The organism is Agrobacterium vitis, from assembly GCF_013337045.2.
In the GTDB taxonomy this organism is placed as follows: Bacteria; Pseudomonadota; Alphaproteobacteria; order Rhizobiales; family Rhizobiaceae; genus Allorhizobium; species Allorhizobium vitis_B.
Genome location: NZ_CP118259.1, coordinates 3,197,412 through 3,220,576, shown reverse-complemented (window position 1 = coordinate 3,220,576; position 23,165 = coordinate 3,197,412). Strand labels below are relative to the sequence as shown.

The following is a 23,165-nucleotide window of genomic DNA, read 5'->3' as shown; positions in this document are numbered from 1 at the left end:
CGAAGTCATCCATTGTTACCGGAGGTTCTCGTAACCATGTTTGCTCTTCCTCGCAATCAATCAAATCGACGCAACTCAGCCTCCATGACAGGTCCTTTGAAGATTCTCGGCATCGAAACCAGCTGCGATGAAACCGCAGCCGCTATCGTTCTGCGCCATGATGATGGGCGCGGCGAAATCGTATCTGATGTGGTGTTGAGCCAGCTGGACGAACACAGCGTCTATGGTGGCGTCGTGCCGGAAATCGCTGCCCGCGCCCATGTCGAGGCGCTGGATACGCTGGTGGAAGAGGCGCTGGCCAAGGCTGATATGCGGTTGAGCGATATCGATGCCGTGGCCGCCACCGCCGGTCCCGGCCTGATCGGCGGGCTGATCGTCGGTTTGATGACCGGCAAGGCGATTGCCCGGGCGGCGGGAAAGCCGCTTTATGCCATCAACCATCTGGAAGGCCATGCGCTGACGGCGCGGCTGACGGATAATGTCACCTTTCCCTATCTGATGCTGCTGGTCTCCGGAGGTCATACCCAGTTGGTTCTGGTGCGCGGTGTTGGCGATTACCAGCGTTGGGGCACCACCATCGACGATGCGCTTGGTGAGGCATTTGACAAGACCGCCAAACTGCTCGGCCTGCCCTATCCGGGTGGCCCGGCGGTGGAACGCGCCGCCCTTCACGGCAATGAAAAACGCTTCAGCTTTCCGCGCCCGCTGGTGGGTGAGGCGCGGCTGGATTTTTCCTTTTCCGGGCTGAAGACAGCGGTGCGGCAGGCGGCACAGGCGGCAGCGCCGGTCAGCGAATCCGATATCGCCGATATTTGTGCCTCTTTCCAGCGCGCGATCGCCCGCACCATGGACGATCGGATCGGCCGGGGGCTGGAGCGGTTCAATACGGAATATCCTGGCCTTGAGACCAAGCCCGCTTTGGTGGTGGCCGGTGGTGTGGCCGCCAATCAGGCATTGCGTGGTGCCTTGCAGATGCTATGCGATCGGCACGGGTTTCGCTTCATCGCCCCACCGCATCATCTTTGCACCGACAATGCGGCGATGATCGCCTGGGCTGGGCTGGAACGGTTGGCCCATGGCTTTCCGGCGGATGACCTCTCGGTCTCGCCGCGCGCCCGCTGGCCTCTGGACGGCAATGCAGCGACGCTGCTTGGGTCCGGCAAACGGGGCGCGAAAGCATGAGTGGACATCATCACATTGCGGTGATCGGTGCTGGCGCCTTTGGCACGGCGCTGGCGGCTGTCATGGCGTTGGAAGGGCGGTCCAAGGTCACTTTGCTGGGCCGCGACCCCTCCTTAATGGCCGATCTCAGGACCGATGGCATGCATGACGCAGCTCTGCCGGGGGTTGCCTTGCCTTTCGGGCTGGAATTCGCCTTCGAGCCGGATGTGCTGGCGGATGCCGATATCGTGTTGTTTGCGATGCCCTCGCAGGCGCAGGCCGATGCGGCGGCGACCTATGGTCCCTATCTTTCCGCAGAGGCCATGGTGGTCACCTGTGCCAAGGGCATCGACCGGGCAAGCTCCCGGCTGCTGACCGAATTGCTGGAAGAAAAATTACCACATCATCCTGTCGCGGTTCTGTCGGGACCAGGTTTTGCCATGGATATCGCCCGTGGCCTGCCGACCGCGATGGCGCTGGCGGCTGACAATCTTGACATGGCGGAGGAACTCGCCCGCACGCTGTCCACCCGGACATTCCGGCTTTATGCCGCCGACGACCGGATCGGCGTGCAACTTGGCGGGGCGCTGAAGAATGTGCTGGCGATTGCCTGCGGCATCGTCGAGGGTCGTGGATTGGGTGAATCAGCCCGGGCAGCGTTGATTTCGCGCGGTCTTGCGGAAATGTCGCGGCTGGTCGTCGCCATGGGCGGCAAGGCGGATACGGTGCGCGGCCTGTCGGGCCTTGGCGATCTGGTCCTAACGGCCACCAGCCATCAATCCCGCAACCTGCGTTATGGTATTGCCCTTGCCAAGGGTGAGCAAAGCCAGCTTGGCAGCAGCGGTCTGGTCGAGGGTGCCTTTGCCGCTGCCGTTGCCGCCCGCCTTGCTGAACACCACGCTATCGCCATGCCGATTACCCAGGCTGTTGCCGCCATCATCGATGGTGTGCTGGATATTGACCGGGCGGTCGATGCGCTGATGACCCGCCCGATTACCACGGAATAATTTTTGAGGAGACGAGCCATGCTGTTTGCTGTGATCTGCGCCGATAAGCCCAACCATCTTGACCTTCGAATGGCGACCCGCCCGCCGCATGTGGAGTGGCTGAACGGTTTGAATGCTGAAGGCGTTTTGAAAATCGGTGGGCCTTTCCTGGATGGCGATGGCAAGCCCTGCGGTTCGATGCTGCTGATCAAGGCGGACGACCTTGCTGCGGCCAAGGAAATCGCGGCGCAAGACCCCTATGCCAAGGCTGGCCTGTTCGAAAGCGTTGACATCAAACCCTATAACTGGGTCTTCAACAATCCCGAGGCGTGAGACGCATGGCTTTCTGGCTTTACAAATCCGAGCCTTTCAAGTGGTCATGGGCCATGCAGAAGGATGCGGGCGAGGCGGGCACCGAATGGACCGGGGTGCGCAATTATCTGGCCCGCAACAATATGCGGGCGATGCAGATCGGCGACAAGGGCCTGTTCTACCACTCCAACGAGGGGTTGGAAGTGGTTGGCATCACCGAGGTCTGCGCGCTTTCCCATCCTGATTCGACCGCTGAAGGCGATGCCCGTTGGGATTGCGTCGACATTCGCGCCGTGCGGGACATGCCAAAACCGGTGACCCTGAAGGACGTCAAGGCCAATCCGAAACTGGCGCAGATGGCGCTGGTGACCTCGATGCGGCTTTCGGTACAGCCGGTGACCGAGGAGGAGTATTTCGAGATTTGCCGCATGGGCGGGCTTGAAAACCCGCCGGTGTGAGCGTTTCACCTGTGAAGATCGATCCTCAGCGATTCATCCTTGACAATACCGATCTTGTCGCACCGCCAAATGTGCCGGAAATCCGGTTGCATCTGGCAACCGAAGTGCATGATCTCTGGCTGAAAACCGAGGAAGATCTGGCGGAAATCGGCTTGCCGCCGCCGTTCTGGGCCTTTGCCTGGGCCGGTGGTCAGGGCTTGGCGCGTCATATCCTCGATAATCCGCAGCTTGTGGCGGGCAAGCGGGTGGTGGATTTCGCCAGCGGTTCCGGTCTGGTTGCCATTGCCGCCGCCAAGGCTGGGGCCGCGTCGGTGCTGTGCGTGGATATCGATCCCTTCGTACACGCGGCAATTGCCCTCAATGCAGCGGAGAACGGGGTGGAACTTGGTTTCTGCGGTAAGGATCTGGTCGGCCAGACACTGGATGCCGACCTGCTTCTGGCTGGCGATGTTTTCTACGACAAGAGCTTTGCCGACCGATTGGTAGCCTGGTTTTCAACGCTGTGCGGGCAGGGGATCGATATCCTGGTCGGCGATCCCGGGCGAAGCTATTGCCCGACTGATCGGATGCAGGCCTTGGCGACCTACCAGGTTCCGGTCACGCGGATGCTCGAAGACAGCGAGGTGAAGAAAACCACCGTCTGGAAGTTTTGCTGATCGGGTCCGAATCGGTCAGGGGCGTATGATGCAAACGCCTGCTTGGTAGGTGCAGGGCGAGGCTTCCAGCTGAGCTTTGACGTCGATGATCTTGGCCTTTGGAGCCAGAGGGGTGGAGTTTTGGCTACTCCTGTCGTAGCGCCAGGCAGAAACACCAAGAGTATAAGTGCCACCGGGGGTGCCGATCCCGATGATCGATCCCGCCGCTGAACCGGTATGCGACCCTCTCTGCTGGCCATGATAAGCGGCACTGTCACTTGTGCCGCCCGCATAGGCGGCCTGGGCCAGCAAACATCCGCAGGCCAAGGCCAGGACGTGAGCTTTGATACGGGTGATTTTACCAGTGGCAGCCAAGGTTTTTTCTCCGGTCCCCATCAGAATGTGGTTAACAAGAGATTAATTTGAACCATGGGAAAATCAAGTCATTCCAGCTATCTGGTCGATTTTCTTAAGAACTGCTGTTTATTGTCGCGCCATGCGTCTTTGGTCGGAGTGGCGCCTGATCAGGGGCTTGCCAATCGATTAAATTGAAAGCCAGTTTCAAATCCGCCTTGTCCTGCATCAATCGGAGGATTAAAGGTCCAATTTGACGCACTGCACTCCATGAAGGAGCGCCCTATATCCCTTCCATTCCAAAGGTGGAATGCACTTGAACGCCGTGAGGACGAGATGGCGAACGTGACAAAACAACGGCCTTTGTCGCCGCATCTGCAAATCTACAAGCTTGTTCCGACAATGTTGATGTCCATCGTGCATCGCATTACCGGCGGAGCCTTGTATTTTGGGACCGCGCTGGTTGCCTGGTGGCTGATCGCCGCCTCGACGGGAGCGGATTATTACGATTGGGTCTCCTGGTTCATGGGGACGTTCATCGGCAAGATCATTCTGTTCGGCTTCAGCTGGGCGCTGATCCACCACATGCTGGGTGGCATGCGTCATTTCGCATGGGACCTGGGCTATGGTTTGGAGAAGCACTTCAACACCAAGCTTGCCAAGGCGACAGCCGTTGCATCCGTCGTCCTGACCGTTCTGGTCTGGGTCGTCGCGTTCATCATCCGCTGAGGGATTTTAATCATGGATATGCGTACACCGCTCGGTAAAGTTCGCGGTCTCGGCTCCGCAAAGGACGGCACGGAACATTTCTGGCGCCAGCGCCTGACGGCCATCGCCAACGTGCCGCTCATGCTGTTCTTCATCATTTTCATGCTGACCCATGCCGGCGCACCCTATGCCGATGTCGTGTCCGCTTTGTCGAACCCTCTCGTGGCGGTTATCATGGGACTGGTCGTGCTTTCCGGCCTGATCCACATGAAGATCGGTATGCAGGAAATCATCGCCGACTATATTCATAACGAAGTTATGAAAATGGGGCTGATGATGCTCAACACATTTTTCGTGGTCATCACGGGTGCGCTCTGTCTTTTCGCCATCCTCAAGATCGCGTTTGTAGGATAATTCATCATGGCAGCGACAAGTTCTTCTTCCAAGTCCGGCCCAACCATCAATGGCCGCACATATACCTATGTCGATCACGCTTATGACGTGGTCGTTGTCGGCGCCGGTGGTGCTGGCCTGCGCGCCACGCTCGGCATGGCCGAGCAGGGTTTCAAGACCGCCTGTATCACCAAGGTTTTCCCGACCCGCTCCCACACGGTTGCAGCCCAAGGCGGCATTGCCGCTTCGCTCAACAACATGACGCCGGATTGCTGGCAGTGGCATCTTTACGATACCGTCAAGGGCTCTGACTGGCTGGGCGACGTGGACGCCATGCAATATCTAGCCATGGAAGCGCCAAAGGCGGTCTATGAGCTGGAACATTACGGCGTGCCCTTCTCGCGTAATGAAGAAGGCAAGATCTATCAGCGCCCCTTCGGTGGTCATATGCAGAATTACGGCGAAGGTCCGCCGGTACAGCGCACCTGTGCTGCCGCCGACCGGACCGGCCACGCCATTCTGCATACGCTTTATGGTCAATCCCTGAAGCACAACGCTGAATTCTTCATCGAATATTTCGCCCTCGACCTGATCATGGCCGAGGATGGCCGTTGCACCGGCGTCGTGGCCTGGAACCTCGATGACGGCACGATCCATCGCTTCTCCGCCAAGATGGTGGTGCTGGCGACCGGCGGTTATGGCCGCGCCTACTTCTCGGCAACGTCTGCCCATACCTGCACCGGCGATGGCGGCGGCATGATTGCCCGCGCCGGTCTGCCGCTTCAGGACATGGAATTCGTACAGTTCCACCCAACCGGTATTTACGGTGCCGGCTGTCTGATCACCGAAGGCGCGCGCGGCGAAGGCGGCTATCTGGTCAATTCCGAGGGTGAGCGTTTCATGGAACGCTATGCCCCATCGGCCAAGGATCTTGCCTCGCGTGACGTTGTCTCGCGCTGCATGACCCTGGAAATCCGCGAGGGCCGGGGCGTCGGCAAGAACAAGGATCATATCTACCTGCATCTCGACCATCTCGATCCAGCCGTACTGCATGAGCGCCTGCCGGGCATTTCCGAGAGCGCCAAGATTTTTGCCGGCGTCGATGTGACCCGCGAGCCGATCCCGGTTCTGCCAACCGTTCACTACAATATGGGTGGCATTCCGACCAATTATTGGGGCGAAGTGCTGAATGCCGATGCTGAAAACCCCGAGCGGATCGCACCCGGCCTGATGGCTGTCGGTGAAGCCGGTTGCGCTTCGGTGCATGGCGCCAATCGTCTTGGTTCCAATTCGCTGATCGACCTCGTGGTGTTTGGCCGTGCCGCGGCCATCCGCGCTGCCGAAGTGATCGATAGGGTCTCGCCGATCCCGGCATTGAACATCGCCGCCTGCGACAAGATCATGGAGCGGTTCGACGCCATCCGTCATTCCAGCGGCTCGACGCCGACTGCCGTGCTGCGTGACAAGATGCAGCGCGCCATGCAGGAAGATGCCGCCGTGTTCCGCACCCAGGAAGCGCTGGAAAGCGGTTGCCGCCGGATCTCGGAAATCTGGAAGGAAATGCCCGACATCAAGGTGACCGACCGGTCGCTGGTCTGGAATTCCGATCTGGTGGAAACGCTGGAATTGCACAATCTGATGGCCAATGCCATCACGACAGTCTATGGCGCGGAAGCCCGCAAGGAAAGCCGTGGTTCTCACGCCCGCGAGGACTTTGTCGATGGCCCGTTCGGTGGCCGCGACGACGTCAACTGGCGCAAGCACACATTGGCCTGGGTCAATGAGGCAGGCGATGTGAAGCTGGACTACCGTCCTGTACATACCGAGCTTCTGGCGGATGGGATCGATCCCAAGAAGATCGAGCCCAAGGCCCGCGTTTATTGATGTGAGGATATCGACATGGTTGAACTGACGCTTCCCAAGAATTCTCAGATCAAGCCGGGCAAGGTCTGGCCAAAGCCTTCAGGTGCAAAGAACCTGCGGGAATACCAGATCTATCGCTGGAGCCCCGATGACGACAAAAATCCAAGCCTCGACACCTATTATGTCGATATGGATGATTGCGGCCCGATGGTTCTCGACGGTCTTCTCTATATCAAGAACAAGATCGACCCGACGCTGACGTTCCGCCGCTCCTGTCGTGAGGGCATTTGCGGTTCCTGCGCGATGAATATCGATGGCACCAACACGCTGGCCTGCACCAAGGGCACCGACGAGGTGAAGGGGACCGTGAAGGTCTATCCGCTGCCGCATATGCCTGTTGTCAAGGATCTGGTGCCGGATCTCAGCACCTTCTATGCCCAGCATCGCTCCATTGAGCCTTGGCTAAAGACCGTTTCTCCGACACCGGCCAAGGAATGGAAGCAAAGCCACGACGACCGGCAGAAGCTGGATGGTCTTTATGAGTGCATTCTCTGCGCCTGCTGCTCGACCTCCTGCCCAAGCTATTGGTGGAATGGTGATCGCTATCTCGGCCCTGCCGTGCTGCTGCAAGCCTATCGCTGGCTGATCGACAGCCGTGACGAGGCCAAGGGCGAACGTCTGGACAATCTTGAAGATCCTTTCCGGCTCTATCGTTGCCATACGATCATGAATTGCGCGCAAGTCTGTCCAAAGGGCCTCAACCCGGCCAAGGCGATTGCTGAGATCAAGAAGATGATGGTCGAGCGCCGCGTTTGACGAAAGTTGCCCGCGGTGCCGCGAGCGGCACTGCGGGCTTATGTCGCAGTCGCGACATTTTTCAGGAGCATTTTTCCGATGGCTCACGGGTTTTTGTGCGGAAAATATCCATCTGTTTGACGCAATCGCGTTATTAGCTGGCGGTTGCATACGCTTCCACCTTGATTTTAAATCGGCTTTGACGCTAGTTTCCGGGCGTTTGGTGCATGATTGCTGGCACCAAAAGGTCAAGGCTGACGATGATGAAGCAACCGGGAGTGTTGGAATGAAACTGAAATTTGCGGCGACGGGTCTGGTGGTCGTGCTTTCTCTTGCCGGATGTCAGCGCACGTCAAGCGATTACGGCTCTTCATCGCTGCCGCCGTTGCAAGCGCAGCCGGTGCCCCAGGTTCAGTCGGGGCAATTGCCGCCTCCGGGTGCAAGCCAGTTTCCGGTCGCCCCCACCTCTAACCAGAGCGCTGCCTTGACACCGAATGCGCCGCCGCCGGGTAGCTCTCTCGATTTCACCAAGGAACAGATGGTCGGCAATTGGCGTGTGGCCAATGGCCAGTCCAGCTGTGACATGTTCCTGACCCTCACCAATCTGGGCGGTGGATCGCGCGGCGGTACGCGCGGTTGCGTCGGTCCGCTGACGACGATGGGTGCCTGGGACGTCGCCAACAAGCAGTTGATGCTGAAGGATCGCGACGGCAATGTGATCGGCACTCTCTACAAGACGGCGGACAATCGCTTCAACGGCTCCACCAGTGCTGGCCAGCCTGTCAGCCTCAGCCGGTAAAAGTGAGCTGAGCCGCCGTTCATTCTGATGCCTGCCCTTTGATGCCATAGGGGCGGGCAATATCCTCCGCGGAGTTCGACATGCAGCCTGTGCCCGATTATGCCCTCAGCGTCAGCGAGGATCTGAAGGCGCGGACCCTGTCGGGGGAGTTGATGGCCGATCCCGCCCAGATGGCGGTTGCCGCCCGGCTCGATCGCATCCTGCTTCAATTGAAAGAACGCAAGCCAGCGAAGAAGTCCTCGGCGCTTGGCTGGATCTTTGCACGGCATCGCGCGCCGCAAACCAAAATCATGGGGCTTTATGTGCATGGCAGCGTCGGGCGTGGCAAAACCATGCTGATGGACCTGTTCTTTCGTATGGCGCCCGTGGAAAAGAAGCGGCGGGCGCATTTTCACGAATTCATGGCCGATGTGCATAATCGCATTCACATCCATCGACAGAAACTCAAGAATGGCGAGACAAAGCAGGCCGATCCCGTGCCGCCGGTGGCCGAGCAGCTAGCCGCCGAAGCCGGACTTTTGTGCTTTGATGAATTCACCGTTACCGATATTGCCGATGCAATGATCCTATCGCGGTTGTTTACCGAGCTGTTCGCGCGCGGCTGCATTCTGGTGGCGACCTCCAATGTCGAGCCGGACAATCTCTATCCAGATGGGTTGAACCGGGGCCTGTTTGTGCCGTTCATCGGCTTGCTCAAGCAATATGTCGAGATCCTCTCGCTCGATTCGCCGACCGACTACCGGCTGGAAAAGGCCGATCAGCTGCCGATCTACCTCTCTCCTGCGGATGCTGTAGCGGATCGGGAAATGGACCGGGCCTGGAAAATGATGACCGCAGGCCGTGCGGAAAAGCCTTTGGATATCGAGATGAAGGGCAGGCTTCTGCCAGTGAAACGGGCGGTTGGTAAAATGGCGCGCTTCACGTTTGCCGAGCTTTGCGAGCAGCCGCTCGGTGCCTCCGATTACCTGGCGCTTGCGGACCGGTTTCATACGATTTTCGTAGACCATATACCCTATCTCGGGCCCGAAAAACGCAATCAGACGAAGCGCTTCATCATCCTGATCGACGCACTCTATGACCATCATGTGCGGGTTCATGCCAGCGCTTCTGCCGAGCCGGAGGCCTTGCTGACGGCCAGAAAAGGAACCGAAGGGTTCGAATTCGACCGGACGGCATCGCGGCTGTTTGAGATGCGTAGCCGTGAATATCTCGAAGCGCATGCAGGCCGCATTGCCGAAATGTGAAGAATTGATGACTTAATATCTTACCTTTACGTAAGAATTTTATAGTCTAAACGATTGAAAAATATGCTCTCATAAATATCGGTTGCGCTTTTTTTCCGGTCGCGCTATGCGAATGGCCCAAAGGCCGGTCACTCTATTGGAGGGCCGACTTGGTTTTGGATCTAAAAGGAAGCACTTCAATGGCGCGCAACAAGATCGCACTTATTGGTTCTGGAATGATCGGTGGTACGCTGGCCCATCTGGCTGGCTTGAAAGAACTGGGCGACATCGTCCTGTTCGATATCGCCGATGGCGTACCGCAGGGTAAGGGTCTCGATATTGCGCAGTCGTCGCCCGTTGAAGGCTTCAATGCCAAGCTGACCGGTTCGAGCGACTACGCCGCTATCGAAGGTGCGGATGTCTGCATCGTCACCGCTGGTGTGCCCCGCAAGCCCGGCATGAGCCGCGACGACCTGCTCGGCATCAACCTCAAGGTCATGGAACAGGTTGGCGCTGGCATCAAGAAATATGCGCCAAACGCCTTCGTGATCTGCATCACCAACCCGCTCGATGCCATGGTCTGGGCATTGCAGAAGTTCTCCGGCCTTCCCGCCAACAAGGTTGTCGGCATGGCTGGCGTGCTCGACAGCTCGCGCTTCCGCCTTTTCCTGGCTGAAGAATTCAACGTTTCCGTTCAGGACGTCACCGCTTTCGTGCTTGGCGGTCATGGCGACACCATGGTGCCGCTGGCTCGTTACTCCACGGTCGGCGGTATCCCGCTGACCGATCTGGTCAAGATGGGCTGGGTCACCGCTGAACGCCTGGAAGAGATCATTCAGCGCACCCGTGATGGCGGCGCCGAAATCGTCGGCCTGCTGAAGACCGGTTCGGCTTTCTACGCACCAGCCGCTTCGGCAATTGAAATGGCTGAATCCTACCTCAAGGACAAGAAGCGCGTTCTGCCTTGCGCTGCGCACCTGACCGGTCAGTACGGCGTCAAGGACATGTATGTCGGCGTGCCCACGGTGATTGGTGCTGGCGGCGTCGAGCGCGTCATCGAGATCGAACTGAACAAGGACGAGGAAGCCGCCTTCCAGAAGTCGGTCGGCGCTGTCGCCGGTCTCTGCGAAGCCTGCATCAATATCGCTCCGGCTCTCAAGTAATCGCCTTTGGCGGCTGCGCCTTCATCTGCGGATGATGGCGCAGCCGCGCATGGTTTTAACGCAGTTCTAAGCCGGGCGGCATGACCGCTGGTTCTGGAATTGCTCCGAACACAGGACCAGACGATGAATATTCATGAATATCAGGCCAAGGCTCTGCTGAAGAGCTTTGGCGCACCGGTTGCCGAAGGTGTGGCAATCTTTTCCGCCGATGAAGCTGAGGCGGCCGCAAAGCAGCTTCCTGGCCCGCTTTATGTCGTCAAGAGCCAGATCCACGCTGGTGGTCGCGGCAAGGGCAAGTTTAAGGAACTTGGCCCGGATGCCAAGGGCGGCGTTCGCCTGGCTTTCTCGATTGATGAAGTGAAGTCGCATGTTGCTGAAATGCTCGGCAACACGCTGGTGACCAACCAGACCGGCCCTGCCGGCAAGCAGGTCAACCGCCTCTACATCGAAGACGGTGCAGACATCGAGCGCGAACTTTATCTGTCGCTGCTCGTAGACCGCGCTGTTGGTCAGGTTGCTTTCGTGGTTTCCACCGAAGGCGGCATGGACATTGAAACGGTTGCGCACGACACCCCAGAAAAGATCATCAGCGTTGCGATTGATCCAGAAGCTGGTGTAACGGCTGCCAATCTCGAAGCCCTGACAGCGGCTCTGCTGCTCGAAGGCGAAGCCAAGGCTGACGCTGAAAAGCTGTTCCCGATCCTGTACAAAGCCTTTGTCGAAAAGGACATGGCTCTGCTGGAAGTCAACCCGCTGATCGTCATGAAGAACGGTCGTATGCGCGTTCTCGACGCCAAGATGTCTTTCGATGGCAACGCTCTGTTCCGTCACGAAGACGTTGTGGCTCTGCGCGACAAGACCGAAGAAGACGCCAAGGAAATCGAAGCGTCCAAGTATGATCTGGCTTACGTTGCTCTCGACGGCAACATTGGCTGCATGGTCAACGGTGCTGGTCTCGCCATGGCAACCATGGACATCATCAAGCTCTATGGTGCTGAGCCGGCAAACTTCCTTGACGTTGGTGGCGGTGCGACCAAGGAAAAGGTTACGGCAGCCTTCAAGATCATCACTGCCGATCCGGCTGTGAAGGGCATTCTGGTCAACATCTTCGGCGGTATCATGAAGTGTGACGTGATTGCCGAAGGCGTTCTGGCTGCCGTCAAGGACGTCGGTCTCACCGTTCCACTCGTCGTTCGCCTCGAAGGCACCAATGTCGAGCTGGGCAAGAAAATCATCAACGAATCCGGTCTCAACGTCATTTCGGCGGATGATCTGGATGATGCTGCGCAGAAGATCGTCGCAGCCGTGAAGGCAGCGTGATCTGATGGCCGATACATCCAAGACCGTGAAGCGCCAGCCTTTTGGCCCGAATGAGACAGATATCAATCTGTGCTACTTCGTCTGCTTCGACAGCGAGCTTCCAACCGATGGCGACGTCGCCGAGCGTTGGGTGCATTTCAACGACAATGACGATGCGCTCGCCTATTTCGCTGACAAGTCCAAGGACGCGAGCCTCTATGTCTGGAAGGGCGAGCTTGCCATTGCCAAGGGCGACGGCCAGTTCGATTGGTTCTTTACCCAATGGTCCAAGAGCCTTGAGAAGCAACTGACGCAGAAGCCGGCCAAGGGCATGGGCTATCGCTTTTCCAATGACGCCTTTGAGGCATTTGAACCCCTCGAATTCGAGGAAGAGGAAGCCGAGTAATGTCGATTCTGATCAATAAAGACACCAAGGTTCTCGTACAGGGCCTGACCGGCAAGACCGGCACTTTCCATACCGAGCAGGCGCTTGCCTATTACGGCACCAAAATGGTCGGCGGTATTCATCCGGCCAAGGGCGGTAGCAACTGGACCGGCTCCAAGGGTGAAACCCTGCCGATCTTCGCTTCCGTTGCCGAAGGCAAGGACGTCACAGGCGCCAATGCATCGGTGATCTACGTACCGCCAGCCGGTGCTGCTGCTGCAATCATCGAAGCCATCGAAGCTGAAATTCCGCTGATCGTCTGCATCACGGAAGGCATTCCGGTTGCCGACATGGTCAAGGTCAAGGCTCGCCTCGACAAGTCCAAGTCGCGCCTGATCGGCCCCAACTGCCCGGGCGTGATGACGCCGGAAGAATGCAAGATCGGCATTATGCCGGGTTCGATCTTCCGCAAGGGTTCGGTTGGCGTGTTGTCGCGTTCCGGCACTTTGACCTATGAGGCCGTGTTCCAGACCTCGAACGAAGGCCTCGGCCAGACCTCGGCTGTCGGCATCGGCGGCGACCCGGTCAAGGGCACCGAGTTTATCGACATCCTGGAAATGTACCTCGCAGACGAAGCCACCAAGTCGATCATCATGATCGGTGAAATCGGCGGCTCTGCGGAAGAAGAAGCTGCACAGTTCCTCAAGGACGAAGCCAAGAAGGGCCGCAAGAAGCCGATGGTTGGCTTCATCGCTGGTCGTACGGCACCTCCCGGTCGCACCATGGGTCACGCAGGCGCTGTGATCTCTGGCGGCAAGGGCGGCGCGGAAGACAAGATCGAAGCTATGGAATCGGCTGGCATTCGGGTTTCGCCCTCGCCAGCCCGCCTTGGCAAGACGCTGGTTGAAGTTCTCAAGGGCTGAGACCACATAGAGATGAGCGGGCAGACGTCTTTATGGCGTCTGCCCGTGCAGGCATTTAAAGTCCAGCCGAGCGCAAGCCTTGACTGGCAGATATTCGACAAGCCGAATATTCGGTCGAATAGTTCGGTGATGACCTCAAGTCGGGAGGCGGGCACGAGGCCCGCAAAAAACCATGGCAAGGCAAGAAGCCAACGAGCAGTTTCAGATCACCTCGTTCCTGGACGGATCGAATGCGATCTATATCGAGCAGCTTTATGCGCGTTACGAAGACGATCCGGGTTCGGTATCGCCTGAGTGGCAATCCTTCTTCAAGGCGCTGGGCGATAATCCAAGCGACGTGAAAAAGGCGGCCAAGGGAGCCTCCTGGCAGCGGAGCAATTGGCCGCTGACGCCCCGCACCGATCTGGTTTCGGCGCTGGACGGCAATTGGGGTCTGGTTGAAAAGGCCATTGAAACCAAGGTCAAGGGCAAGGCTGAAGCCGCAGCCGTAACCACAGGCAAGCCAGTTTCTGAAACCGAAGTGTTGCAGGCGACCCGTGATAGCGTACGCGCTATCATGATGATCCGCGCTTATCGCATGCGCGGTCATTTGCATGCCAAGCTCGACCCGCTCGGCATTGCCACGGCGGTTGAAGATTACAACGAGCTGTCGCCATCGTCCTACGGCTTTACTGACGCTGATTTTGACCGCAAGATCTTCATCGATAACGTTCTGGGGCTGGAATATGCCACCGTGCGTGAGATGATCGAAATTCTTGAGCGCACCTATTGCTCGACGCTCGGTTTCGAATTCATGCACATTTCCAATCCGGAAGAAAAGGCCTGGATTCAAGAGCGCATCGAAGGCCCCGATAAAGGTGTTGATTTTACCGTCGAGGGCAAGAAAGCCATTCTGCAAAAGCTGGTTGAGGCTGAAGGCTTCGAGCAGTTCATTGATGTGAAGTACAAGGGCACCAAGCGCTTTGGTCTGGATGGCGGCGAATCGCTGATCCCGGCGCTGGAGCAGATTATCAAGCGCGGTGGTCAGGAAGGTCTCGAAGAGGTCGTGCTCGGCATGGCGCATCGCGGTCGTCTGAACGTATTGACCAATGTGATGCACAAGCCGCATCGCGCCGTGTTCCACGAGTTCAAGGGCGGTTCGTTCAAGCCTGATGAAGTCGAAGGCTCCGGCGACGTGAAGTACCATCTGGGTGCCTCGTCCGACCGCGAATTCGATGGCAACAAGGTTCACTTGTCGCTGACGGCCAACCCCTCGCATCTGGAAATCGTCAACCCCGTGGTGATGGGAAAGGCTCGCGCCAAGCAGGACCAGCTGGCCAAAGTCTGGGAAGGCGACGTGATTCCGCTGAAGGAACGCGCCAAGGTTCTTCCATTGCTGCTGCATGGCGACGCGGCCTTTGCGGGTCAGGGCGTTGTGGCTGAAATTCTTGGCCTGTCTGGTCTGCGCGGTCACCGCGTGGCTGGCACGATGCATGTGATCATCAATAACCAGATCGGCTTTACCACCAATCCGGGCTTCTCGCGCTCGTCGCCTTATCCATCGGATGTGGCCAAGATGATCGAAGCGCCGATCTTCCATGTGAATGGGGACGATCCGGAAGCTGTGGTTTATGCCGCCAAGGTGGCGACTGAATTCCGCATGAAGTTCCACAAGCCTGTGGTTGTGGACATGTTCTGCTACCGCCGCTTTGGCCATAATGAAGGTGATGAACCTTCGTTTACCCAGCCAAAGATGTACAAGGAAATTCGTGCCCACAAGACCGTTGTTCAGGTCTATGGCGATCGCTTGATTGCTGAAGGCGTGATTACCGAAGGCGATCTTGAAAAGATGAAAGCCGATTGGCGCGCCAATCTTGAGCAGGAATTCGAGGCTGGCCAGTCCTACAAGCCCAACAAGGCTGACTGGCTGGATGGCGTCTGGTCCGGTCTTCGCGCTGCCGACAATGCCGATGAGCAGCGTCGCGGCAAGACAGCCATGCCGATGAAGTCCCTGAAGGAGATCGGTCGCAAGCTGTCGACCATTCCTGATGGCTTCAAAGCGCATCGCACCATCCAGCGCTTCATGGAAAACCGCGCCCAGATGATCGAGACCGGCGAAGGTATCGATTGGGCGATGGCCGAGGCCCTGGCTTTCGGTTCGCTGGTCGTCGAAGGCCACAAGATCCGCCTGTCCGGTCAGGATTGCGAGCGCGGCACATTCAGCCAGCGTCATTCGGTACTCTACGATCAGGAAACCGAGGATCGCTACATTCCGTTGGCCAACCTCGCACCTAACCAGGCCCGCTACGAAGTCATCAATTCGATGCTGTCGGAAGAGGCCGTGCTTGGCTTCGAATACGGCTATTCTCTGGCCCGCCCGAATGCACTGACCCTGTGGGAAGCCCAGTTCGGTGACTTCGCCAACGGCGCCCAGGTGGTGTTCGACCAGTTCATCTCGTCGGGTGAACGCAAGTGGCTTCGCATGTCCGGCCTCGTCTGCCTTCTGCCGCATGGCTATGAAGGTCAGGGACCGGAACACTCTTCGGCTCGTCTGGAGCGCTGGCTGCAAATGTGCGCTGAAGACAATATGCAGGTGGCTAACGTCACGACGCCGAGCAATTATTACCATATCCTGCGCCGTCAGGTGAAACGCGACTTCCGCAAGCCGCTGATCCTGATGACGCCGAAGTCGCTGCTGCGCCACAAGCGGGCCCAGTCGACCCTGGCGGAAATGGCAGGCGAAAGCTCGTTCCATCGCTTGCTGTGGGATGATGCCGAGATCATCAAGGACGGTCCGATCAAGCTCCAGAAGGATGCCAAGATCCGCCGCGTGGTGATGTGTAGCGGCAAGGTTTACTATGACCTGCTGGAAGAGCGCGAAAAGCGTGGCATCGACGATGTGTACCTGCTGCGTATCGAACAGCTCTATCCGTTCCCGGCCAAGGCGCTGATCAATGAGCTCAGCCGCTTCCGCAATGCGGAAATGGTCTGGTGCCAGGAAGAGCCGAAGAACATGGGGGCCTGGTCCTTCATCGATCCTTACCTGGAATGGGTGCTGGCTCACATCGACGCCAAGTATCAGCGCGTGCGCTATACCGGCCGTCCGGCTGCCGCCTCTCCGGCAACGGGCCTGATGTCCAAGCACCTCGCCCAGCTGCAAGCCTTCCTGGAGGACGCACTCGGCGGCTGATGCCGCCGGGTCCACCCTTTCGCTCGAAATCCATATCGATCAACGGAATTTATCATCATGGCCACTGAAATCCGCGTCCCCACTCTGGGTGAATCCGTCAGCGAAGCCACCGTCGGCACCTGGTTCAAGAAAGTCGGCGATGTCGTCAAGGCGGACGAGCCGCTCGTGGAACTGGAAACCGACAAGGTAACGGTTGAAGTCCCTTGTCCCGCTTCGGGCGTTCTGACCGAAATCGTCGCCCAGAACGGTGAAACGGTTGGTCTTGGCGCTCTGCTCGGCCAGATCGCCGAGGGCGCATCGGCTGGTGCGGCTGCACCTGCTCCTGCTGCTGCCCCGGCGCCAGCTGCTACACCTGCACAGGCGGCCCCTGCCGCTCCGGCTGCAGGCTCCGCCATGCCGGCAGCGCCGGCCGCAGCGAAAATGCTGGCTGAAAACAATATCTCCGCCGATCAGGTGGATGGCTCCGGCAAGCGTGGCCAGGTGTTGAAGGGCGATGTGATCGCCGCTGTCGCAAAGGGTGCAACGGCGCCTGCCGCTGCTCCAGCCCCGGTTGCTGCGCCGCGTCCGGTGTCGTCTGCCGACGATGCATCGCGCGAAGAGCGCGTCAAGATGACCCGCCTGCGCCAGACCATTGCCAAGCGCCTGAAGGATGCGCAGAACACGGCTGCCATGCTGACCACCTATAACGAGGTGGACATGTCGGCAGTGATGAGCCTGCGCAACAAATACAAGGACATTTTCGAAAAGAAGCATGGCGTCAAGCTGGGCTTCATGGGCTTCTTCACCAAGGCCGTCACCCACGCCCTGAAGGAACTGCCTGCCGTCAACGCTGAGATCGACGGCACCGATATCATCTACAAGAACTACTGCCATGTCGGAATGGCCGTCGGCACCGACAAGGGCCTGGTTGTTCCTGTGATCCGCGATGCGGACCAGATGTCGATTTCGGAAGTCGAAAAGGATCTCGGTCGTCTTGCCAAGGCTGCCCGTGATGGTTCGCTCTCCATGGCCGACATGCAGGGCGGCACGTTCACCATCACCAATGGTGGTGTGTATGGTTCGCTGATGTCTTCGCCGATCCTCAATGCACCGCAGTCCGGTATTCTGGGCATGCACAAGATCCAGGATCGTCCGGTCGTGGTCGGTGGCCAGATCGTGATCCGTCCGATGATGTATCTGGCGCTGTCCTACGACCACCGGATCGTTGACGGCAAGGAAGCCGTGACCTTCCTCGTGCGCGTCAAGGAAAGCCTTGAAGATCCGGAACGTCTGGTTCTGGACCTCTAATTCTTCGCAAGCGATGAAATCATTTTCCGCTGCCAATAGGTGGCGGAAGATGTCAGAGCACAAAATGCGATGCGGCATTCCATCCGGAATGGTGTGAACCAAAAAGTGGAGCATGAACATGCAACCGACTTTTCTTGCCGCGTCGCCTTTTTTGCCGCTGATTGGTATCAGTGTGATCCTGTTGATCGTCCACATCATGCTGCAAGGCATGACGGCGACCAAGGAACTCGGGACAAACTGGAATGCCGGGCCGAGGGATGATGACAGGAAACCGACCGGTCAGCTCGCGGGCCGTGCGGCGCGGGCCTCCAGGAATTTCCGCGAGACCTATCCGGGGTTCATTGCGCTTGCATTCGGCCTCATTCTGGCTGGTGATCCGCATGGGTTCGGCCTGATCGGTGCCTGGGTATGGCTGGTATGCCGGATTATTTATATTCCGCTTTATCTGGCGGGAGTTCCCTATATCCGGTCTCTGGTATGGGTGGGCTCAATGGCAGGTCTGGTGGCAATGCTGTTGGTCCTGTTGTTTTAAGCGGCTGCTTATGGCGGAGTGAGGAAAGTCGATGCATCCCTATCTGTTTGAACTCGCATCCCTGATGGCTATTTTCGCCTTCGCTATCGTCTCTCCCGGTGCTGATCTGGCCATGGTCATGCGCCAGTCCCTGGTACATGGACGGCGTGAGGCGATCATCACCAGTATCGGCGTCGGTTCGTCGCTGATGTTTCATGTGACCTACACCATTCTCGGGCTTGGCCTGATCATTTCCCAGTCGATCTACCTGTTCAATATCGTCAAATGGTGTGGTGTCGCCTATCTGCTTTACATTGGTGTGAAGTCATTGCGGGCGGGTAAATCCGACATGACGGCGCAGCCGCGCGTGGAGGCGGGGGATCATAAACGCCAGTCGATCTCCAAGTCCTTCTTTCTCGGGTTTGCAGCCAATGCACTCAATCCGAAACCGGTGTTTTTCTTCCTGTCGATCTTCTCAACGGTGGTTAGCATTCACACGCCGATCGCGGTTAAGTTCGGATATGGCCTTGTCATGGCAACCTGCCTGATCACCTGGTTTGTCGGCGTCAGTATCTTCATGACGACGCCGAAAATGCGTGCGGCCTTTTCACGCGCCAGCCAATGGATCGACCGCATCAGCGGCGCAGTCTTCATTGTGCTTGGTTTGAAGCTAGCGACGGAAAAGGCCAGTTAATGTGAGCGCTTTGCGCTTGTCTCATGCGGGCCTTGGCCCTGTCTGTTCGTGATTTTGCCGGTACCCACAATGACGGGCGGCATAACGTTTGATGTGAAGGAATGATTGAATGGCATATGATCTTGTTGTCATCGGTAGCGGCCCCGGCGGTTATGTCTGCGCGATCAAGGCTGCCCAGCTTGGAATGAAGGTGGCTGTTGTCGAGAAGCGTGCCACCTATGGCGGCACCTGCCTCAATATCGGTTGCATTCCATCGAAAGCGCTGCTGCATGCGTCCGAAATGTTCCACCATGCCGCCCATGGCATGGCTGAGCTCGGTGTGGATGTCAGCGCGCCGGTCCTGAACCTGCCGAAGATGATGGCGCACAAGGATGCGACCGTGAAAGCCAATGTCGAAGGCGTGTCCTTCCTGTTCAAGAAGAACAAGATCGATGGCGTCATCGGCATGGGCAAGATCGTGGCTGCCGGCAAGGTCTCTGTCACCAATGACAAGGGTGAAGAACAGATCCTCGAAACCAAGAACATCGTCATCGCCACCGGCTCGGATGTGGCTGGCATTCCCGGCGTTGCCGTAGATATCGACGAGAAGATCATCGTCTCCTCCACTGGAGGCATTGCTCTGGACAAAGTGCCGGGCAAGATGATCGTGGTTGGCGGCGGCGTGATTGGCCTTGAGCTTGGCTCGGTCTGGGCGCGTCTGGGTGCCAAGGTCACTGTGGTCGAATATCTCGACACTATTCTCGGCGGCATGGATGGCGAAGTCTCCAAGCAGTTCCAGCGCATGCTGGTCAAGCAGGGCATGGAATTCAACCTCGGTGCCAAGGTGACCGCCGTTGAAAAGACCGGTACCGGCGCCAAGGTGACGTTCGAGCCTGCCAAGGGCGGCGAAGCGACCGTGCTGGAAGCAGATGTCGTGTTGATCGCCACGGGCCGCAAGCCTTACACCACCGGCCTTGGGCTGGAAGCTGTTGGTGTTGCGCTCGACAACCGTGGCCGCGTCGAAATCGACAACCACTTCCAGACCAATGTTGCCGGCATTTACGCCATTGGTGACGTGGTCAAGGGTCCAATGCTGGCGCATAAGGCTGAAGACGAAGGCGTGGCGCTGGCTGAAATCCTCTCTGGCCAGCACGGCCACGTGAATTACGATGTCATTCCCGGCGTGGTTTACACCCAGCCGGAAGTGGCCTCTGTCGGCAAGACGGAAGAAGAGCTGAAGGCCGCAGGCGTCGCCTACAAGGTCGGAAAATTCCCCTTCACCGCCAATGGCCGCGCCCGCGCCATGCAGGCGACGGACGGTTTCGTCAAGGTTCTCGCTGATAAGGAGACCGACCGGGTGCTTGGCGTTCACATCATCGGCCTTGGGGCAGGTGAAATGATCCATGAAGCAGCTGTGTTGATGGAATTCGGCGGCTCTTCGGAAGATCTTGGCCGCACCTGCCATGCGCATCCGACCATGTCGGAAGCCGTGAAGGAAGCAGCAATGGCCACCTTCGCCAAGCCGATCCACATGTGATCCGCGCTCTTTTTTAAAAGAAGAGAGAAGTCGGTTATTATCGTTTTGCAATATTAAGAGCCGTGGCTTGATGTTCAAGCCACGGCTTTTCTGATTTTATTGCATGGCCGTCAGGGTGAAGCCCTGAGCACGCAGCAATTCGACCAGACCTTTTTCGCCCGGAAGATGTAAGGCGCCGACCGCCATGAAGATCTTGCCTTGGTTGAGATGCGGCCCAGCGCGCTCTGCCATCACCATGTTGCGGTCGATCACGATCCGCTGGTCGAAATCGGTATGGCCGTCAGGTTTGGCGGTCTTGGCATCCGGTGCAACCGCTTGCAGCATCGGCATGATCTCGCCGACCTCGCCTTTCAGGTAAAGGGAGATCATGGTTTCATTGATGTCATTGATCTTGTCACCAAGCTCGACGGCCTCGATCAGCGATTGTAAATGAAAAGCCATCGGCAGGTCATTCATTGCGGCCAATTGTTCGGCATAGGTTTCCAGTCCGACCACCCGCTTGCCGGCCTTGGCGGCATTTTCGGCAATCTGCTTGTCGAGGAAGGACTGTCCCTCGGCTTTGCGGGCCTTTTCGCAGGCCGGAAGTGCCACGAAAGCCGCGAGAATCCAGGGCTTCATCCTGTTGACGGCGGTGAGCGACAGACCTCGTTCTTTCAGTCCGGTTTCGAGCGTTGCCGTCTGCTCCGGTGTCAGGCGGCTGGCAATCGTCGTACCATCGGTAAACATTGACAGTTCGGGCTTTGCCAGAAGCGCGAGGGCGGCTTTCTTGTCGTCGAGGACCTCATCGGATTCAACGATAATGGTATCGGCTGCCGCTGCTGCGTCCGGTGCGCCTTTCGGCATCGTCAGCACGCGCAGGTCGGTGACATGCATGGTGCCAAGCAGGAAGGACGGTGCAATGCCGGGCTTTTCGATCTTCCAGAAAATCGAATGGCCATTCGGCACCTTGGCCGCTTCGGCCTCCAGCGCTTGATAGGCTTTCGGGTCCTTTTGCTGTAACTCCGGCAGGAGATTGCGTCCGGTACAGGAGAGATCCTCGGCCCTGACAAAGCTTGAGGACACGATAGCTGCAATCAGCAGCGTCAGGAACAGCAGTGGCACGGCCATGACGATGGCCAAGGCGGGTTCAGTCCAGCGGGGGGCAGCCAAGCGGAGGGGAGCCCAGCCGAAAACGCTTATGTTTATCGCTGACATATTCTTGGCTTTAAACATCCTGTCTGCTTTCTAATGTCCATCTGGGCGCGTCTGCCCGGCGACGCCGGTTGCGTTTTGCCGAACCCTATTTCCCAAATTTAAACATTTGGTATCACGCGCGGGGATGCGCCCGGTCATACACATCCAGCAGCCGTGCCGAATCCACGCCGGTATAGATCTGGGTGGTGGAAAGGCTGGCATGGCCGAGCAATTCCTGAATGGTGCGCAGGTCGCCGCCCCCGCTCAGCAGATGCGTGGCAAAGGAATGGCGCAATGCGTGCGGCGTTGCGGTATCCGGCAGACCGAGTGCCGAGCGCAACCGCTGCATTTCCCGCTGGATGATGCCTTGCTGCAACTTCCCGCCGCGCGCACCGCGAAACAGCGGCTCTGCGGCTGGCAGGTGATAGGGGCAGAGGCTTTGATAGGTTTCAACCGCTTGCCGCACGATAGGCAAGAGCGGCACGAGCCGGGTCTTGTTGCCTTTGCCGGTCACACGCAGCGTGGTCGTCGTGGCGACGATATCGGCGGGTGTGAGGTTCAGCGCTTCAGAAATGCGCAGGCCGCAGCCATAGAGCAAAGCAAAAACCGCGGCGTCCCTTGCCGCGATCCAAGGCTCCTCATTCAATTGTGTTTCTGCGGCCACCACCGTCAAAGCCTGGGCGGCACTGAGCGGCTTGGGCAGCGATTTCGGCTGCTTGGGTGAGCGGATGGCACCGGCACCGGCGGCATTGACCAGACCCTTGCGTTCCAGATAGCGCAACAGCGACCGGACACCGGCGAGATGGCGTCCGAGCGAGCGCGCGCCAGCACCTTCCTTGCGGCGCGACGACAAAAATGCGCGCAGGTCGGAAGGTCGTAACGCCTTGATATCATCGATTGACGGAGGACCGCCGAAATAACCGGTTAGAAAGCTGAGAAACTGACGGGTATCGCGTTCATAGGCGGTCAACGTATGATCGGCGAGCCGCCTTTGTCCAGACAGGCTGGCAAGCCAATTCTGGCGTTCCGCCATCAGGTCGGGGGCGGCAATCAACAGCAATTCTGTCACGGCAGGGCCTTCGTGATTGATCGTCTTATACAGTGGTTGTCTGTCTAGATTTTAAACAGTCCACGTCGCACATCAAAGCCATCCTGCAGGAGAGCCATTAGGGAAGGATTAACCGAGGTGCTCAGGTCACCGGGCAGATGCGACGCATGCCAAGGCGTGCATTGAAAGTATTAAATATACTCATAGTTTATGTTGGTTTAACAATCGTCAAAATCGATTCTATACTTTGGTTTTATACCCTCGATATCTAGGGGTTATTTTGAATCTATTAATATTCAGAATATCTAAA

The 23,165-nt window shown here is 57.9% G+C and carries 23 protein-coding genes; 20 read left to right on the top strand and 3 right to left on the bottom strand.

The window, feature by feature from the left end; all coding sequences use genetic code 11:
* Positions 1-84 precede the first annotated feature (84 nt).
* Genes tsaD through G6L01_RS15245 form a run of 5 tightly spaced genes read left to right on the top strand, consistent with a single transcriptional unit; the run spans position 85 to position 3,573 of the window.
* On the top strand, positions 85-1,182 hold the full coding sequence (tsaD, locus tag G6L01_RS15265) for a tRNA (adenosine(37)-N6)-threonylcarbamoyltransferase complex transferase subunit TsaD (RefSeq protein ID WP_070164308.1): 1,098 nt from the start codon (positions 85-87) through the stop codon (positions 1,180-1,182).
* Positions 1,179-2,168 carry an NAD(P)H-dependent glycerol-3-phosphate dehydrogenase gene (locus G6L01_RS15260; RefSeq protein WP_070164309.1) on the top strand — a complete coding sequence of 330 codons (990 nt, stop codon included), beginning with the start codon at positions 1,179-1,181 and terminating at the stop codon, positions 2,166-2,168. The genes tsaD and G6L01_RS15260 overlap by 4 nt, the downstream gene beginning before the upstream one ends.
* Before the next feature lie 18 nt (positions 2,169-2,186).
* On the top strand, positions 2,187-2,480 hold the full coding sequence (locus G6L01_RS15255; protein WP_070164310.1) for a YciI-like protein: 294 nt from the start codon (positions 2,187-2,189) through the stop codon (positions 2,478-2,480).
* A 5-nt stretch (positions 2,481-2,485) separates the two neighbouring features.
* Positions 2,486-2,917, top strand: coding sequence for an EVE domain-containing protein (locus G6L01_RS15250; protein ID WP_070164311.1), 432 nt, complete (start codon positions 2,486-2,488; stop codon positions 2,915-2,917).
* An 11-nt stretch (positions 2,918-2,928) separates the two neighbouring features.
* Positions 2,929-3,573 (top strand): class I SAM-dependent methyltransferase, encoded by a 645-nt coding sequence (locus tag G6L01_RS15245; RefSeq protein ID WP_070164417.1) that lies wholly within the window; start codon positions 2,929-2,931, stop codon positions 3,571-3,573.
* Between the two features lie 15 nt (positions 3,574-3,588).
* Here G6L01_RS15245 and G6L01_RS15240 read toward each other — a convergent pair whose 3' ends face one another.
* Entirely contained in the window at positions 3,589-3,927 is a 339-nt protein-coding gene (locus G6L01_RS15240) for a hypothetical protein (RefSeq protein ID WP_139190191.1), read from the bottom strand.
* 315 nt (positions 3,928-4,242) lie between these two features.
* On the opposite strand from G6L01_RS15240, the gene sdhC reads away from it, so the two are divergent.
* The 15 genes from sdhC (at position 4,243) to lpdA (ending at position 20,634) form a co-directional block, all read left to right on the top strand.
* On the top strand, positions 4,243-4,635 hold the full coding sequence (gene sdhC / locus G6L01_RS15235; RefSeq protein ID WP_015917404.1) for a succinate dehydrogenase, cytochrome b556 subunit: 393 nt from the start codon (positions 4,243-4,245) through the stop codon (positions 4,633-4,635).
* A 12-nt stretch (positions 4,636-4,647) separates the two neighbouring features.
* On the top strand, positions 4,648-5,028 hold the full coding sequence (gene sdhD, locus G6L01_RS15230) for a succinate dehydrogenase, hydrophobic membrane anchor protein (protein ID WP_015917403.1): 381 nt from the start codon (positions 4,648-4,650) through the stop codon (positions 5,026-5,028).
* Positions 5,029-5,034: 6 nt separating this feature from the next.
* Positions 5,035-6,891 (top strand): succinate dehydrogenase flavoprotein subunit, encoded by a 1,857-nt coding sequence (gene sdhA, locus G6L01_RS15225; protein WP_071206120.1) that lies wholly within the window; start codon positions 5,035-5,037, stop codon positions 6,889-6,891.
* A gap of 15 nt (positions 6,892-6,906) precedes the next feature.
* The gene (locus G6L01_RS15220) at positions 6,907-7,686 is read left to right on the top strand and encodes a succinate dehydrogenase iron-sulfur subunit (protein WP_070164314.1); all 780 of its coding nucleotides are present in this window, start codon (positions 6,907-6,909) and stop codon (positions 7,684-7,686) included.
* 265 nt (positions 7,687-7,951) lie between these two features.
* Positions 7,952-8,464, top strand: a complete 513-nt coding sequence (locus G6L01_RS15215) for a protease inhibitor Inh/omp19 family protein (RefSeq protein WP_070164315.1) — start codon at positions 7,952-7,954, stop codon at positions 8,462-8,464.
* Positions 8,465-8,544: 80 nt separating this feature from the next.
* Positions 8,545-9,708, top strand: a complete 1,164-nt coding sequence (zapE, locus tag G6L01_RS15210; RefSeq protein ID WP_070164316.1) for a cell division protein ZapE — start codon at positions 8,545-8,547, stop codon at positions 9,706-9,708.
* A gap of 179 nt (positions 9,709-9,887) precedes the next feature.
* The gene (mdh, locus tag G6L01_RS15205) at positions 9,888-10,850 is read left to right on the top strand and encodes a malate dehydrogenase (RefSeq protein ID WP_015917398.1); all 963 of its coding nucleotides are present in this window, start codon (positions 9,888-9,890) and stop codon (positions 10,848-10,850) included.
* Positions 10,851-10,973: 123 nt separating this feature from the next.
* On the top strand, positions 10,974-12,170 hold the full coding sequence (gene sucC / locus G6L01_RS15200; protein WP_015917397.1) for an ADP-forming succinate--CoA ligase subunit beta: 1,197 nt from the start codon (positions 10,974-10,976) through the stop codon (positions 12,168-12,170).
* A 4-nt stretch (positions 12,171-12,174) separates the two neighbouring features.
* Positions 12,175-12,555 (top strand): hypothetical protein, encoded by a 381-nt coding sequence (locus tag G6L01_RS15195; RefSeq protein WP_070152909.1) that lies wholly within the window; start codon positions 12,175-12,177, stop codon positions 12,553-12,555.
* A complete protein-coding gene (gene sucD / locus G6L01_RS15190) occupies positions 12,555-13,457 on the top strand; it encodes a succinate--CoA ligase subunit alpha (RefSeq protein ID WP_015917395.1) in 903 nt (300 codons plus the stop codon). Before G6L01_RS15195 ends, sucD begins: the two co-directional genes overlap by 1 nt.
* 172 nt (positions 13,458-13,629) lie before the next feature.
* The gene (locus tag G6L01_RS15185) at positions 13,630-16,626 is read left to right on the top strand and encodes a 2-oxoglutarate dehydrogenase E1 component (protein ID WP_070164317.1); all 2,997 of its coding nucleotides are present in this window, start codon (positions 13,630-13,632) and stop codon (positions 16,624-16,626) included.
* A 57-nt stretch (positions 16,627-16,683) separates the two neighbouring features.
* Positions 16,684-17,913 (top strand): 2-oxoglutarate dehydrogenase complex dihydrolipoyllysine-residue succinyltransferase, encoded by a 1,230-nt coding sequence (gene odhB, locus G6L01_RS15180; protein ID WP_070164318.1) that lies wholly within the window; start codon positions 16,684-16,686, stop codon positions 17,911-17,913.
* Between the two features lie 118 nt (positions 17,914-18,031).
* Entirely contained in the window at positions 18,032-18,445 is a 414-nt protein-coding gene (locus tag G6L01_RS15175; RefSeq protein WP_070164319.1) for an MAPEG family protein, read from the top strand.
* A gap of 31 nt (positions 18,446-18,476) precedes the next feature.
* Entirely contained in the window at positions 18,477-19,118 is a 642-nt protein-coding gene (locus G6L01_RS15170; RefSeq protein ID WP_070164320.1) for a LysE family translocator, read from the top strand.
* Between the two features lie 109 nt (positions 19,119-19,227).
* Positions 19,228-20,634, top strand: a complete 1,407-nt coding sequence (gene lpdA / locus G6L01_RS15165; protein ID WP_070164321.1) for a dihydrolipoyl dehydrogenase — start codon at positions 19,228-19,230, stop codon at positions 20,632-20,634.
* Positions 20,635-20,730: 96 nt separating this feature from the next.
* Here lpdA and G6L01_RS15160 read toward each other — a convergent pair whose 3' ends face one another.
* Together G6L01_RS15160 and G6L01_RS15155 are read right to left on the bottom strand one after the other, a co-directional pair.
* The gene (locus G6L01_RS15160) at positions 20,731-21,741 is read right to left on the bottom strand and encodes a TraB/GumN family protein (protein WP_234891971.1); all 1,011 of its coding nucleotides are present in this window, start codon (positions 21,739-21,741) and stop codon (positions 20,731-20,733) included.
* A gap of 199 nt (positions 21,742-21,940) precedes the next feature.
* On the bottom strand, positions 21,941-22,876 hold the full coding sequence (locus G6L01_RS15155; protein ID WP_070164322.1) for a tyrosine recombinase XerC: 936 nt from the start codon (positions 22,874-22,876) through the stop codon (positions 21,941-21,943).
* Positions 22,877-23,165: the final 289 nt, after the last annotated feature.